Origin of the sequence: Halomonas sp. 1513, assembly GCA_001971685.1 — a bacterium.
Lineage (GTDB): Bacteria > Pseudomonadota > Gammaproteobacteria > Pseudomonadales > Halomonadaceae > Franzmannia.
Map to the genome: position 1 here is coordinate 2,300,436 of CP019326.1, position 15,076 is coordinate 2,315,511.

General features: G+C 64.9%; 9 protein-coding genes. 5 read left to right on the top strand and 4 right to left on the bottom strand.

Translation table 11 applies throughout. The features are described 5' to 3' along the window. Nucleotides 1-35 precede the first annotated feature (35 nt). Both BWR19_10350 and BWR19_10355 read right to left on the bottom strand, forming a co-directional pair. A complete protein-coding gene (locus BWR19_10350; GenBank protein APX93299.1) occupies nucleotides 36-692 on the bottom strand; it encodes a tRNA-(ms[2]io[6]A)-hydroxylase in 657 nt (218 codons plus the stop codon). 33 nt (nucleotides 693-725) lie between these two features. Then, nucleotides 726-1,160 carry a DUF1289 domain-containing protein gene (locus BWR19_10355; GenBank protein ID APX93300.1) on the bottom strand — a complete coding sequence of 145 codons (435 nt, stop codon included), beginning with the start codon at nucleotides 1,158-1,160 and terminating at the stop codon, nucleotides 726-728. Between the two features lie 297 nt (nucleotides 1,161-1,457). Between BWR19_10355 and BWR19_10360 the strand changes: the two genes are divergently transcribed. The 4 genes from BWR19_10360 (at nucleotide 1,458) to BWR19_10375 (ending at nucleotide 9,411) form a co-directional block, all read left to right on the top strand. Further along, the gene (locus tag BWR19_10360; GenBank protein ID APX93301.1) at nucleotides 1,458-4,061 is read left to right on the top strand and encodes a bifunctional aconitate hydratase 2/2-methylisocitrate dehydratase; all 2,604 of its coding nucleotides are present in this window, start codon (nucleotides 1,458-1,460) and stop codon (nucleotides 4,059-4,061) included. 208 nt (nucleotides 4,062-4,269) lie between these two features. Continuing rightward, nucleotides 4,270-4,758: a ribonuclease activity regulator protein RraA gene (locus BWR19_10365; protein APX93302.1), complete on the top strand. Its 489-nt coding sequence runs from the start codon at nucleotides 4,270-4,272 to the stop codon at nucleotides 4,756-4,758. A 144-nt stretch (nucleotides 4,759-4,902) separates the two neighbouring features. Next, nucleotides 4,903-7,452 carry a diguanylate cyclase gene (locus BWR19_10370; GenBank protein ID APX94987.1) on the top strand — a complete coding sequence of 850 codons (2,550 nt, stop codon included), beginning with the start codon at nucleotides 4,903-4,905 and terminating at the stop codon, nucleotides 7,450-7,452. A gap of 81 nt (nucleotides 7,453-7,533) precedes the next feature. Beyond that, on the top strand, nucleotides 7,534-9,411 hold the full coding sequence (locus tag BWR19_10375; protein APX93303.1) for a glycerophosphodiester phosphodiesterase: 1,878 nt from the start codon (nucleotides 7,534-7,536) through the stop codon (nucleotides 9,409-9,411). Nucleotides 9,412-9,463: 52 nt separating this feature from the next. Here the strand turns inward: BWR19_10375 and BWR19_10380 are convergent, their stop codons facing one another. Beyond that, the gene (locus BWR19_10380) at nucleotides 9,464-11,221 is read right to left on the bottom strand and encodes a gamma-glutamyltransferase (protein APX94988.1); all 1,758 of its coding nucleotides are present in this window, start codon (nucleotides 11,219-11,221) and stop codon (nucleotides 9,464-9,466) included. Between the two features lie 420 nt (nucleotides 11,222-11,641). Continuing rightward, the gene (locus BWR19_10385) at nucleotides 11,642-14,014 is read right to left on the bottom strand and encodes a phosphoenolpyruvate synthase (GenBank protein APX93304.1); all 2,373 of its coding nucleotides are present in this window, start codon (nucleotides 14,012-14,014) and stop codon (nucleotides 11,642-11,644) included. Nucleotides 14,015-14,214: 200 nt separating this feature from the next. Between BWR19_10385 and BWR19_10390 the strand changes: the two genes are divergently transcribed. Then, a complete protein-coding gene (locus BWR19_10390) occupies nucleotides 14,215-15,048 on the top strand; it encodes a phosphoenolpyruvate synthase regulatory protein (GenBank protein ID APX93305.1) in 834 nt (277 codons plus the stop codon). Nucleotides 15,049-15,076: the final 28 nt, after the last annotated feature.

The window sequence follows — 15,076 nt, forward strand, 5'->3', positions numbered from 1 at the left end:
ATCTGCTCAGTATGCCGCTGCCCTGCCTGGACGGCTCATGCGGCGCACGGCAAGCCGCTGTGGAAGCGAAACTCGCTGTCCTCACGGTTGATCAAGTCGGCTTCGCACTCGGCGAAGAAGACGATGCGCGCCTCGACCTCGGCATCGCCGCCCTCTTCGGCGTAGCGGCGCGCCAGCATCAGGTAGTCCTCGAAGTGGCGCCCTTCCGACTTAACCAGACTGCGATAGAACTTGGCAAGTTCAGCGTCGAGGTGCGGAATCAACCGCGCGAAGCGCTCACAGCTGCGCGCTTCGATATAGGCGCCGATAATCAGGATATCGACCAGCCGCGCCGGATCTTCAGTCCGCACATGGCGGCGCAATCCCTCGGCGTAGCGCGAAGCGCTGAGATGACGGTAGGTCACGCCGCGGGTCTCCATGACCTTGATCACCTGCTCGAAGTGCAGCAGCTCCTCGCGAGCCAACTGCGACATCTTGGTCAGCAGCAGCGGTCGATCGACGTAGCGGTACATCAGGCTCATCGCCGTCGAGGCGGCCTTCTTCTCGCACTGGGCGTGGTCGATCAGCAGCAGGTCCTGATGTTCGAGTGCCGCGGCGATCCAGGCATCGGGCGTGGGGCAGCGCAGAAAGTGCGTGAGCGACTCGGGCAGCAGTGCCTCCGGGGCGTCTTGCATGATGGGGTTCTCTTGCATCGTTAAGGACCGATTGAATGTAGACAATGAAGGTCAGGGCTCGGCGTCGCTGCGTGCCTGAGCGGCAGCTTCAAGCGCCCGGTGCATGGCGGCGTAGAGCTCGGCCGGCGTCAGCGCCGCGACCTCGGCCCGCGGCGCCAGGCCATAGCGCGTCAGGTCGTTGATGCGCTGGCGTCCTACCCGCAGCAGCTCGATGGCGCGCGACAGCGCCGGCTGCTCGGGCCGGAAGCGCACCCGATAGCGCACCAGTTGGGCTTCGAGCAGGGCAGTATCGGTGATCTCCAGGTAGCGCTCGGCCACCGCCACGCGCAGCGCGTCCAGCGCCTGCATGCGCGCCTCGCGCTCACTGCCGTGGTAGCCCAGCCAGTCACGAATCTCGCGATCGTGGCGCTGGCAGCCACGGCAGGTGGTATCTCCCACGGTGGTCGAACACAAGCCCACGCAGGGCGACACGATCCGTCGGCTCATGCGCCTCCCCACTCCATCCATCAGACGAATTCACGGCGTCGATGGTACCGCGTCGAGACGCCCGGGGCATCCTCGATATCGTCGCCGCCTACCTCGTCGAGCGCCGCGCCGACCAAAGTTGAAGGCCCACCACGCTGCGCTTCCTTAACATTGTCGACAGTTTCACGTATAGTCCGCAGCACCCATTCACATGGTTACCGCGAGAACCGGGACGACGTGAAACGGTGCCGTCAGCGGGACATCCGCACTCGGCGACCGGGCAGCGTCCTGGCTTAGACACTTGATGAGGGCCCTATCGTGCTTGAAGCTTATCGCCAACATGTCGAGGAACGTGCCGCCGAGGGCATTCCGCCGAAACCCCTTAACGCCGAGCAGGTCGCAGCGCTTGTCGAGCTGCTCAAGACGCCGCCGGCGGGCGAGGAAGAGTTCCTGCTCGAGCTGATCACCGACCGCGTGCCGCCGGGGGTCGATGAGGCCGCCTACGTCAAGGCCGCGTTCCTCAGCGCCATCACCAAGGGCGAGGCCAGCTCACCGCTGATCGACAAGATTCATGCCGTCAAGCTGCTCGGCACCATGCAGGGCGGCTACAACATCGCCACCCTGGTCGAACTGCTCGACAACGACGAGCTGGCCCGCGAAGCCGGCGAGCAGCTCAAGCACACCCTGCTGATGTTCGATGCCTTCCACGACGTTGCCGAACGCGCCAAGAACGGCAACGCCGTGGCCAAGGACGTGCTGCAGTCGTGGGCCGACGCCGAATGGTTCCTGGCCAAGCCCAAGCTCGAGGAGAAGGTCACCCTGACGGTGTTCAAGGTACCCGGCGAGACCAACACCGACGACCTCTCCCCGGCCCAGGACGCCTGGTCGCGTCCCGACATTCCGCTGCATGCCAACGCCATGCTCAAGAACCCGCGCGACGGCATCGAGCCGGAAGTGCCCGGCAGCAAGGGGCCGCTGGCGCAGATCGAGGCGGTCAAGGCCAAGGGCTACCCGGTCGCCTACGTCGGCGACGTGGTCGGCACCGGCTCCTCGCGCAAATCCGCCACCAACTCGGTGCTGTGGTTCTTCGGTAACGATATTCCCTACGTGCCCAACAAGCGCACCGCCGGCTACTGCTTCGGCGGCAAGATCGCGCCGATCTTCTTCAACACCATGGAAGATGCCGGCGCCCTGCCCATCGAGTTCGACGTCACCAAGCTCGAGATGGGCGACGTCATCGACGTCTACCCCTACCAGGGCAAGGTCTGCAAGCACGGCAGCGACGAGGTGCTCTCGACCTTCGAACTCAAGACCCGTGTGATTCTCGATGAAGTGCGCGCCGGTGGCCGCATTCCGCTGATCATCGGCCGTGGCCTGACCGAGAAGGCGCGCAATGAGCTGGGCCTGGGCGCCTCCGAGGTGTTCAAGACGCCGGAGCAGCCGGTCGACACCGGCAAGGGCTTCACCCTGGCTCAGAAGATGGTCGGCAAGGCGTGTGGCATGGACGGCGTACGCCCGGGCATGTACTGCGAGCCGAAGATGACCACCGTCGGCTCCCAGGACACCACCGGGCCGATGACCCGCGACGAGCTCAAGGATCTGGCCTGCCTGGGCTTCCAGGCCGACCTGGTGATGCAGTCGTTCTGCCACACCAGCGCCTACCCCAAGCCGGTCGACGTCGAGACCCAGCACACCCTGCCCGACTTCATCATGAACCGCGGCGGCGTCTCGCTGCGCCCCGGCGACGGCATCATCCACAGCTGGCTGAACCGCATGCTGCTGCCCGACACCGTGGGCACCGGCGGCGACTCCCACACGCGCTTCCCGATGGGCATCTCGTTCCCGGCGGGCTCCGGCCTGGTGGCCTTCGCCGCCGCCACCGGCGTGATGCCGCTGGACATGCCGGAGTCTATCCTGGTGCGCTTCAAGGGCAAGCGTCAGCCCGGCGTCACCCTGCGTGACCTGGTGCATGCCATCCCCTACTACGGGATCAAGCATGGCCTGCTGACGGTCGAGAAGTCCGGCAAGAAGAACGCCTTCTCGGGCCGCGTACTGGAGATCGAAGGCCTCGACGACCTCACCGTCGAGCAGGCCTTCGAGCTCTCCGACGCCTCCGCCGAGCGCTCCGCCGCCGGCTGCACCATCACCCTGTCCGAAGACAGCGTCGCCGAGTACCTGAAGTCCAACATCACCCTGCTCAAGTGGATGATCGACAGTGGCTATGGTGAAGAGCGCACCATCCGTCGCCGCATCCAGGCCATGGAAGAATGGCTGGCCAACCCCAGCCTGATGCGTGCCGATGCCGACGCCGAGTACGCCGAAGTGATCGAGATCGATCTCGAAGAGATCAAGGAGCCGATCCTCTGCGCACCCAACGATCCCGACGATGCCCGCCTGCTCTCCGACGTCGCCGGCGAGACCATCGACGAGGTCTTCATCGGCTCGTGCATGACCAACATCGGCCACTTCCGCGCCGCTGGCAAGCTGCTCGAGCAGCAGCCGGCCGGCAGCCTCAAGACCAAGCTGTGGCTGGCCCCGCCGACCAAGATGGATCAGCACCAGCTCACCGAAGAGGGCTACTACGGCATCTACGGCCGCGCCGGCGCGCGCATGGAAATGCCGGGCTGCTCGCTGTGCATGGGCAACCAGGCGCGGGTAGCGGCCAAGTCCACCGTGGTCTCCACGTCGACGCGCAACTTCCCCAACCGCTTGGGCGATGGTGCCAACGTCTATCTCGCCTCCGCCGAGCTGGCGGCAGTTGCAGCGGTTGAAGGACGCCTGCCAAGCGTGGAAGAATACCAGCGTTACATGGGACAGTTCGACGCGATGGCATCAGAGATCTATCGTTACATGAACTTCCATGAAATCGAGCAGTACCAGAAGGCTGCCTCGAATGTGATTCCGGTCGCCCAGGAAGCCTGATCGACCGCATCACACCTATCGTCGCCGATGCTCGCAACATCGATGGCACGCTGCCTGGCAGTGATCGCCATAGCCGATGACCGAAACGCCCCGCTCATGCGGGGCGTTTTTTTGCAGGAAGCCATCCCTGCGCCTATAGATAACCTAACCGTTACGGCCTGACACTACTCGACACATCACCTTCGACTCGGCCAGCAGGAGCATGTGCATGAGCCATATCGTCACCCCTGATATCTGCGACGCCCACCCCGAGGTACAGGTGCTGGATCCCGTCTTCGTCAACTATGGCGGCCGTGAGACGTTCTGCGGCCCGGTGCGCACCCTCGCCTGCTTCGAGGACAACGCCCTGCTGATGACGATGCTCGCCGAGCCCGGCGACGGCGCCGTGCTGGTGGTCGACGCCGGCGGTTCGCAGCGCTGTGCGCTGCTCGGCGACCGCCTCGCCGAGCAGGCCCTGGAAAACGGCTGGGTGGGGGTGGTGATTCACGGCTGCGTGCGCGACGTCGACGTGCTGGCCGAGATGGAGTTCGGCGTCCAGGCGCTGGGCGTTCACCCGCGCCGCGGCTCAGCCACCGGCGGTGGGCAGCGCGATCAGCGCCTGCACGTCGCTGGCGCCAGCATCGTGCCGGGGCAATGGCTGTATGCCGACAACAACGGCATCGTGATTGCTGCGCGACGTCTGGCATTGGAAGGATAACCGCTAACGTGGATCCATCATCGAGCGCTTCGCGGGCGGCAGTATGACTTTTCTGCTATCAATTAAACTATTACCTCATCCCGAAGAAGGACGTCTGCCTTGCGCGTGTTCCATTTCCGGCGAGACGCATTCTTCTTTGGCCTGATGCTGGCGGCTAGTGCCGCTTGTCTCACCCCGTTGCATGCGGCAGATACGCTACGTATCGGTGTCTATCACAACCCTCCCAAGCTGTTGCAGGAAGCCGATGGCCAACCCGGTGGCATACTCGGCGATCTGTTGCAGCTAATCGCTAATGCAGAAGGGTGGCAACTCGACAGCGTTGAGTGTCACTGGCAGCGCTGCTTGGCCTTGCTCGATGCCGGAGAAATTGACTTGTTGCCGGATGTGGCCTGGAGCAAAGGTCGTGAAGCGCGTTTTGATTTTCACCACACGCCCGCGCTACACAGCTGGTCACAGCTCTATCGAGGCGAGGGGCCAACACTGCGTTCACTGCTCGACCTGGATGGCAGGCGGCTAGCCGTCGTCGAGGGCTCCATTCAGCAGGAGTATCTCGATCAACTCGCTGAAGGCTTCGGTATCGATGTGACCTGGGTCGGTACCGACAGCTTCAATGAGAGCTTCACCAGTGTTAAAGAAGGCCGTGCCGATGTCGCAGTCGCCAATCACTTCTTTGGTGATCGCTATGCGCAGCCTGCAGGCCTGATTGAAACGCCGATCATGTTCCTGCCCTCGCGCCTCTACTTCGCCAGTAGTCAAGGACGCCATACCGACACCCTGGCGGCGATAGATCGCCACCTGCAAGCGTGGAAGAATGATAGTCAGTCACCCTACTTTGCCGTTTTGCGACGCTGGCAAGGTCAGCAAGAAATGGCCTATGGCATACCAGCATGGATCTGGTGGAGCATTGCCGGGCTGCTAGCGATGCTGGGCACAGCGTTGGCCTTCAATACCCTGCTGCGACGCCGGGTCGAACAGCGCACCAACCAGCTAAAGGCCAGCGAGGAACGCCTGTCTACCATCCTGGACAGCGTCGAAGCCTGTATTTTCATCAAGAATCGAGACCTCCGTTACACCTACGTCAACCGTCAGGTGTGCACCCTTTTCGGGCAACCCGCCAGGGCAATCCTCGGCAAGCGCGACAGCGACTTTTTCGATGCCACCACCGCCGCCACGCTGGAGAAGAACGACCGCCGAGTGGTGGAGGACGGCGAGCGGATTGCCGCGGAGGAGTCCAACAGCCTGATCGAGGGCGGCCCCGTGCGCACCTTCCTCTCGCTGAAACTGCCACTCAAGGATGCCGACGGCACTATTCGGGAGCTGTGCGGCATAGCCACCGATATCACCGCCTACCGCCAGATCCAGCAGGAAAACCACCGTCTGGCCTACTACGACCCGTTAACGGGCCTGCCCAACCGCCGCCGCTTGCTGGAACTGCTCCAACATGCCATCGCAGCGCAGCATCACACCGGCCAGGAAGGCGGTGTGCTGATGCTGGATCTGGATCACTTCAAGTCGACCAACGAGACACTAGGCCATGCTGCCGGAGACTGGTTGCTCGAGCAGGTGACTATGCGACTGTCGACGCTGCTCGACGACAGCCAGACCTTGGCACGCCTGGGCGGAGATGAGTTCATCGTGTTGTATGAGAACATCTCAACGCAGCGCGATGTCGCCGTTCGCCAGCTACACCTGCTGGGCAAGGAGGTTATTGCCCAGTTCAACACCGCCTTCGAATACCGCGGCAAGCCCCTCCTAAGCGCTGCCAGCGTCGGAGCCGTGATGCTCTCGGAGAGCGACGGCGATGCCCAACAGCTGATGAAAATCGCGGAAATCGCCCTCTACGATGCCAAGGCCTGCGGTCGCGCCGCGCTGCGCTTCTACAACCCGACCATGCAGGCCGAAATCAATCATCGCGTGCAATCGGAGCAAGACCTTCGCCACGCCATCGAGACATCCCAACTCGCCCTGCATCTGCAACCACAGGTGGATGCCGAGGGGTACTGCATCGGCATGGAGGCGCTGCTGCGTTGGCCTCACCCCGAGCGTGGCATGATCCCACCCGCTGAGTTCATTCCCATTGCCGAAGCTAGCGGACTGATCATACCGCTGGGCGAGTGGGTACTCGAGGCAGCCTGCCAACGACTCGCTGAATGGTCGACCCACCCCAGCCACCGCGACCTGATACTAGCCGTCAATGTCAGCCCATCGCAGTTTCGCCACCCTGAATTCGTCACACACCTGATAGGTCTCCTCGACAGCTACGCAGTAGTTCCTTCTCGCCTCGAACTGGAAATTACGGAAAACCTGCTGATCGACAATGTCGAGACGACGGTGGCCCATATGGGCGCACTGCGCAGGACGGGAATACGCTTCTCGCTTGATGACTTCGGCACCGGATACGCTTCCCTGACCTACCTCAAGCGTCTGCCCCTCGACCAGTTGAAAATCGACATGTCGTTCGTCCGTGAGTTGGAACACAGTGACGATGATGCCGCCATCGTGCGCACCATCATTGCCCTGGGGCACAGCATGGGGCTCAGAGTCATCGCCGAAGGCGTGGAGAACGACTCGCAACGCCAACGCCTTATCACACTCGGTTGCGAGTTCTTCCAGGGCTATCTGTTCGGTCGTCCGGCACCAGCGGCTGACTGGCAGACGACGCTCAAGGCACATGCCACGCTGCCCGTTGAGTGAGCCTCTCAAGGCGCCATACGATTGCCAAGTAGGCGCGGCAATGACAGGCTAGAGGCAGGATGCTCAACCAAACGGACTGCCATGCTGTCACTGTCCCAGCTACACGGTGACGTGCTGCGCTCACTGCGTGAGCATTTTCGCCCACTGCTTGCCTATCACCTGTTCTTTACCGTTCTCGCCTCAGCGGTGCTGCTGCCGACGGTGGCCTGGACCCTGACGTCGCTGCTCGGCCAGTTCGGCCGGCCGGTGATCAGCAATGCCGAGCTGCTCGACATCCTGATCTCCCCCGGCGGCGTGCTGTGGCTGCTGGCGGCGATCGGCTTGACCTTCCTGGTGCTCTACCTGCAGCAGGCGGGCATGATCCTGGTCGCGGTACGCCCCCGCGACAATCACTACCGGCTGGCCTGGGAAGCCTTCTGGGGCAGCTTGCGCCGGCTGCCCTCCCTGGCCGGGCTGGTGGTGGTGCAGGTCGGTGCCCACCTGCTGCTGGTACTGCCGCCGGTGCTGGCGATCAGCTGGCTCTATGGCGCCTTCCTTGGCGGTCTCGACCCCTACTACGTCCAGCGGGTACGTCCGCCGGCCATGTGGCAGTTCCTGGCCGTCAGCCTGCCGCTGGCACTGGTCTGGGCCACCATTGCCGCGACCCTCTACTTCCGCTGGATCCTGGCCCTGCCGCTGGTGGTGCTCGAGGCACTGAGCCCGCTGCGCGCGCTCAAGCGCAGCCATCGCCTGACCCGCGGCCGCCGGCGGCCGATCGCCACGGCGGTGATCCTGCTGCTGATCCTGATCGTCGCGCTGCCTTTCTTGATCACCGCGCTATTCGACCGCGTCTTCACGCCGATGCTGTGGTGGCTGCCGGAGCGCAACGCCGTGCTGATCCCGGCCATGCTCGCCTATCTCAGCGGCTATGTGCTGCTGACGCTGGCGGTGACCTTCGTGGGTATTGCCGCCAACAGCCTGCTCTCCGCCTGCCTCTATTTGCGCCTGGTGCACAGTGAGCCGCGCCCGCCGCGGCCCACCGCCGACGCCCATCCCGGGCGCTGGGCCTGGGCCGTGGAACTGGGAGTGATCGCCTTCGCCATCAGCCAGGCGTGGCTGATCGTCAACAGCTTCGAGCTGCGCGACGAGGTCCTCGTCACCGCCCATCGCGGCAGCTCCATGGCAGCCCCGGAAAACACCATGGCCGCCATCGATCAGGCGATCCTCGACGGCGCCGACTTCACCGAGATCGACGTGCGCCTCACCGCGGACGATCAGGTGGTGCTCTACCATGATCGCACCCTGCAGCGCCTCACCGGCGACCCGCGCAACGTGCGCGACCTGACCCTGGAAGAGCTCCAGCAGTTCGACGTGGGCAGCTGGTTCGGCGATGCCTTCATCGATGAGCGCATGCCGTCCCTGGACGAGGCGTTGGCACGCACCCGTACCCAGAGCCCGCTGATGATCGACCTCAAGCCCGACCCGGGCCGCGAACTGGATCTGGTCGAGGCGGTACTCGAGAGCCTGGCGCGCGAGAACCTGGCACGCCAGGAGTGCCGTGACCTGGCACAACCACCGCCCCAAGGGTGCGGTAGCGATGACGTCCACGATGACGTGCTGGTCGCCACCATGTCACCGTCACTGGTGCGCGAGATCAAGGCTCGCGTGCCCCAGGTCCGCACCACCCTGCTGGCACAGTTCGTGCTGCCGGGCACCCTCGATCGCAGCAGCTTCGATGCCCTCGGCCTGCGCCACAATCGGGTCAGCGACGGCGAGATTCGCGCCGCCCGCTACTTCGGCTATGAGCTGCATACCTGGACGGTCAATGACCGCGCACGCATGTCGCAGCTGATCGACATGGGGGTCGACAACATCATCACCGACCGGCCGGATCTCCTCAACGAGCTTCTCGAGGACCGCCGCGAACTCAGCGACGGCGCCCTTTTGTTGGTCAAGCTAAGGAACTGGCTGAGGAATTGATAGCGCCAAGCGCCGAGCGAAAGGCTGGGCACTGGGCGCTTTCAGCTTGGCGCTACTCCCCCATCACCACGCCTTCGCGCCGCGGATCGGCGCCGCCGTAGAGGCCCTCCTCGACGACCTGCAGAGCCTGCAGGCCGCTGACCAGCTCCCGCTCGCTGGCATCGTGGCCGCGCTGGTTGAGTGCCTCGAGCACCTCGGCCGGAAAGGCCCCCTCCTCCAGGAACACCGGCCCGCCCAGGGTGATAGCGTGAGGCAGGTTGAGCGCCTCCTGGGCGTCCAGCCCCCAGTCGAGCATGGCGACCAGCGCCTTGGCGGTATAGTGGATGATCGCCGCTCCCCCGGGAGACCCCAGGCTGGCCACCAGCGCGTCGCTGTCACGCTCGAACACCAGCGTCGGGCTCATGCTCGAGCGCGGCCGCTTGCGCGCCTCGACGCGGTTGGCAATCGGGTTGCCGTCGGCGTCCTCCGCGGTGAAGGAGAAGTCGGTCAGCTCGTTGTTGAGCAGGTAGCCGCCGGGCAAGCCAGTGCCGCCGTCGGCCATGATCCGCGAACCGAAGGCCGACTCGATGGTGGTGGTCATGGCCAGGGCATTGCCGTGCTCATCGATGATGCTGATATGGCTGGTGCCGTACTCGGGCTGCTCGGGCTGCACCGCCCAGGCGGTGGCGAGCTCGCCGGGCTCCCCCGGCTCGGCGCCGTCGCTACCCAGGCTCTCTTCACCCAGCAGTGCGGCGCGTCCGGCGAGATACTTAGGGTCGAGCATGCTGTTCCAGTCGTAGCCGGGCGCCTCGACGAAATCGGGGTCGGCGATATACTTGCCGCGGTCGGCGAAGGCCAGCCGCGACGCCTCGAGGAACTGGTGCAGCCAGTCGACGCTGGGCCGGCCATCCTCGAGCGGCGCCTCCAGTTCGGGCAGGTGCTCGAGCACGCCGAGAATCTGCATGATGGTCAGGTGCCCGGAAGAAGGCGGGGGGAAACCACACACCCGGTAGGCCTGCCAGTCGTTGCACAGCGGCGTACGGGTCTCGGCCGAGTAGCTGGCCAGGTCTTCGAGGCTGAGGGAGCCGGGGCGCTCGGCATGATCCTGAACGCGGGACACCAGGTCCTCGGCGATAGGACCAGTGTGCAGCGCCTTGCTGCCGTGCTCGGCGAGTGCGCGCAAGACGGTGCCGAGCGCCGGATTCTTGAGCTCATGCCCCTCGGCCAGCGGTTCGCCCTCGGGATAGTAGAACGGCCCCGCCAGCGGGTCGTCGCGCAGCCGCTCCTCACGGGCCAGGCTGGTGTGCAGCCGTGGGCTGACCGCGAAGCCCTGCTCGGCCAGCGCGATCGCCGGCTCGAACAGCGCCGCCCAGGGCAATTCGCCGTGGCGGCCGTGGGCCAGCTCGAGCATGCGCACGGTACCCGGTGTGCCGACCGAAAGGCCGCTGGCCGCGGCATCCATGAAGTCGAGCGGTTCACCCTCCTCATCGAGGAACAGCTCGCCGTCGACGTCGCCGGGTGCCGTCTCACGGCCGTCGTAGGCCTGCACCGCCTCGCCGTCGTAGTGCACCATGAAGGCCCCGCCGCCGATGCCGCTGGACTGCGGTTCGACCAGGGTCAGCACCATCTGCACCGCAATCGCGGCGTCGACGGCACTGCCGCCAGCCTTGAGCACCTGGTAGCCGGCGTCGGTGGCCAGCGGGTTGGCGGCGGCCACGGCGAAGCGCTGGGTCGCCCAGCCGGGTTTCTCCTCGCTGCCGGAGCTGACTTCCGGGGCGATCGCCGGGATATCGTAGTCGAAGGCCACCTCAGCGTGGACCGCAGCCGGCATGCCGAGCGTCAACGCCACGGCCCAGGGCAGCAGGCGGCGGCGGGAGGGAACGGCGAAAGTAGGCATGGGACAGGCTCCTTGTCGCAGGCGGGAGGGCAGACTGTCAGCATAGACGAAAAGCGCCCGCTCGACGGTAGTCGTCGAGCGGGCGCTTGCTAGCACAGGCGTCAGGGACAGGTCGAAGAGGAGGTTTGCGCCATGGGTGAGGAGGATTCCTTCGAACGGGCTGGCCATGGATGGCAAGCACCGGTCCTACAAGCGGAGCAGGATGCGAGAGCGCAGTAGGGCGCAAGGTAGCGCCCAGGGATGGGTTTACAGCGCCTCCTCGTAGGCCTGTCCCTGGCGCCCCACGGGCCTCTTCGCCCTACCGCCAGCGTCCCTCGCTAATAGCCACTGCGATAGTCAGGGATGTTTTCTCGGTTAGCCCAGCGTTTCACCGGCGAGCATAAACCAGGTTTCGAGCACCGCATCGGGGTTCAGCGACACCGAGTCGATGCCCTGCTCCATCAGCCACTTGGCGAGTTCGGGATAGTCCGACGGGCCCTGGCCGCAGATCCCGACGTACTTGCCCTGGGCCTTGCAGGCCTGAATCGCCATCGCCAGGAGCTTCTTGACCGCCGGGTTACGCTCGTCGAACAGGTGCGCCACGATACCCGAGTCGCGATCCAGGCCCAGGGTCAACTGGGTGAGGTCGTTCGAGCCGATGGAGAAGCCGTCGAAGTGGGCGAGGAACTCGTCGGCGAGCAGCGCGTTGGCCGGCAGCTCGCACATCATGATCACCTTGAGGCCGTTTTCGCCGCGTGCCAGGCCGTTGGCGGCGAGCAGGTCGACCACCGCCTTGCCCTCGTCCGGGGTACGCACGAAGGGCACCATGATCTCGACGTTATCGAGCCCCATCTCGTCGCGCACCCGCTTGAGCGCCTGGCACTCGAGCTCGAAGCACGGCCGGAAGGCGTCGGAGATATAGCGTGCGGCGCCGCGGAAGCCGAGCATCGGGTTCTCTTCACCGGGCTCGTAGAGCTTGCCGCCGATCAGGTTCTCGTACTCGTTGGACTTGAAATCCGACAGCCGCACGATGACCCGCTGCGGATAGAAGGCCGCGGCCAGGGTCGAGATGCCCTCGACCAGCTTGTCGACGTAGAAGCTCACCGGGTCGGCATAGCCGGCGGTACGCAGGTCGATGCTCTGCTGCAGGTCGAGGGGCAGGCGGTCATAGTCGAGCAGCGCCTTGGGATGCACGCCGATCATGCGGTTGATGATGAACTCCAGGCGCGCCAGGCCGACCCCGGCATTGGGCAGGCTGGCGAAGCTGAAGGCGCGGTCGGGGTTGCCGACGTTCATCATGATCTTGAACGGGATCTCGGGCATGGCGTCGACGCTCGAGACCTTGCGATCGAAGGCCAGCAGCCCCTCGTAGACGTTGCCGGTATCGCCTTCGGCGCAGGACACGGTGACCTCACGGCCGTCGCTGAGCACTGCGGTGGCGTCGCCGCAGCCCACCACCGCCGGAATCCCCAGCTCGCGGGCGATGATCGCCGCGTGGCAGGTACGCCCCCCGCGGTTGGTGACGATCGCCGAGGCGCGCTTCATGATCGGCTCCCAGTCGGGGTCGGTCATGTCGGTAACCAGCACGTCCCCCTCCTGCACCTTGCCCATCTCGTCCGGCGACAGGATGACCTTGACCGCCCCCTGTCCGATGCGCTGGCCGATCGCCCGGCCGCTGACCAGGGTGCGTCCCTTCTCCTTGAGCTGGAAGCGCTCGAGCTTGCCGCCCTCCTGCTGCGAGACCACGGTCTCGGGACGCGCCTGGACGATGTAGAGCTTGCCGTCGTCGCCGTCCAGCGCCCATTCGATGTCCATCGGCCGCTGGTAGTGCTGTTCGATGATCACCGCCTGGCGCGCCAGGTCAGTGACCTGGGCGTCATTGATGCAGAAGCGCCCGCGCTCGCTGAGCGGCACCTCGACGGTCTCCACCGACCTGCCGGCGCTGGCATCATCGGTGTAGACCATCTTGATCAGCTTGGAGCCGAGGTTGCGACGCAGTACCGCGGGCCGGCCGGCGGCCAGCGTCGACTTGTGCACGTAGAACTCGTCGGGATTGACCGCGCCCTGAACCACGGTTTCGCCGAGCCCCCAGGAGGCGGTGACGAACACCGCATCGCGGAAGCCCGACTCGGTATCGAGGGTGAACATCACCCCGCTGGCGCCGGTCTCGGAGCGCACCATCTTCTGCACCCCGGCGGACAGCGCCACGTTTTCGTGGGCATAGCCACGGTGCACGCGGTAGGAGATGGCGCGGTCGTTGAACAGCGAGGCGAACACCTCGTGCACCGCACGCTTGATGTTGTCGAAGCCTTCGATATTGAGGAAGGTCTCCTGCTGGCCGGCGAAGGAGGCATCCGGGAGGTCCTCGGCGGTGGCCGAACTGCGCACCGCGGCCTTGAGGCTGGGATGCCTGGCGGCCATCTGCTGATAGGCCTCGCGCAGCGCCGCCTCGAAGGCCGGCGGCAGCGGGGTATCGATGACCCACTGGCGGATCTCGGCGCCGACCCGCGCCAGTTCGGCGACGTCGTCGACATCGAGCCGCGCCAGCGCCTGGTTGATGCGTTGGTTGAGCCCTTCGTGAGCGAGAAATTCGCGGTAGGCGTGGGCGGTGGTGGCGAAGCCGCCGGGTACGCTGACACCGGCATCGGTCAGATTGGAGATCATCTCACCGAGCGAGGCGTTCTTGCCTCCAACGCGCTCGACGTCATTCATGCCCAGTTGGTCAAACCACAGAATGTACTCTTCCACGAGACCCCCTTGTTCGGATGCGGATATCGCTTGTGGCGATATGAACGCAAGGCGCGGCCGAGGCCGCCAGCAAAGTGTGGCTCACCCTACCAAGCCGGGGCCGTATTCGCCATTGGTCTAACCGCGAAGTCACTGGAGGATTTTTACAACAACGGGGGTTTTGTGTAGTAATCGCCCCACCGCGACCAGATGAGACCGCCATGACCCGCACCGCCTTCTTCATTTCCGACGGCACCGGCATCACCGCCGAAAGCCTCGGCCGCAGCCTGCTGGCCCAGTTCGAGAGCGTCGATATCCGCATGCTCACCAAGCCCTATATCGACAGCGTCGACAAGGCCGAGGCGCTGGTCGAGGTGATCGAAGCCACCGCGGTGCGCGACGGCGCCCAGCCGATCATCATCGACACCATCGTCGACGCCGACATCCGCGACGTGATCAGCCAGGCAACCGGCTTCAAGGTGGATATCTTCTCGACCTTCCTCGAGCCGCTGGAGAAGGAGCTTGCCACGCGCTCCACCTACAGCGTTGGCAGCACCCACTCGATTGGTCGCGATGAGGTCTATATGGATCGCATCCACTCGGTGCACTTCGCCCTCGACAACGACGACGGCGCGCGCACCCACCAGTACGACAAGGCCGATATCATCCTGGTCGGGGTATCGCGCTGCGGCAAGACGCCAACCTCGCTCTACCTGGCGCTGCAGTTCGGCATCCGCGCGGCCAACTACCCGCTCACCGACGACGACCTCGACGAAGATGGCAGCCTCAAGCTCCCCCCGGCGCTGGCGCCCTTCCGCCATAAGCTATTCGGCCTGACCATCGACGCCCGCCGGCTGGCGGCGATCCGCAGCGAGCGGCGCCCCAACAGCCGCTACTGCTCGATGGATCAGTGCATGCAGGAGGTGCAGCAGGCCGAAGGGCTGTTCCGCCAAATGCATATACCCTTCATCGACACCACGCGCTTCTCCATCGAGGAGATCTCGACGCGCATGATCGCCGAGACCGGCCTCAGCCGGCGCTTTTCGCCGCGCTAGTCCTGCTGCTGGGCGCTGGGCACTCGAG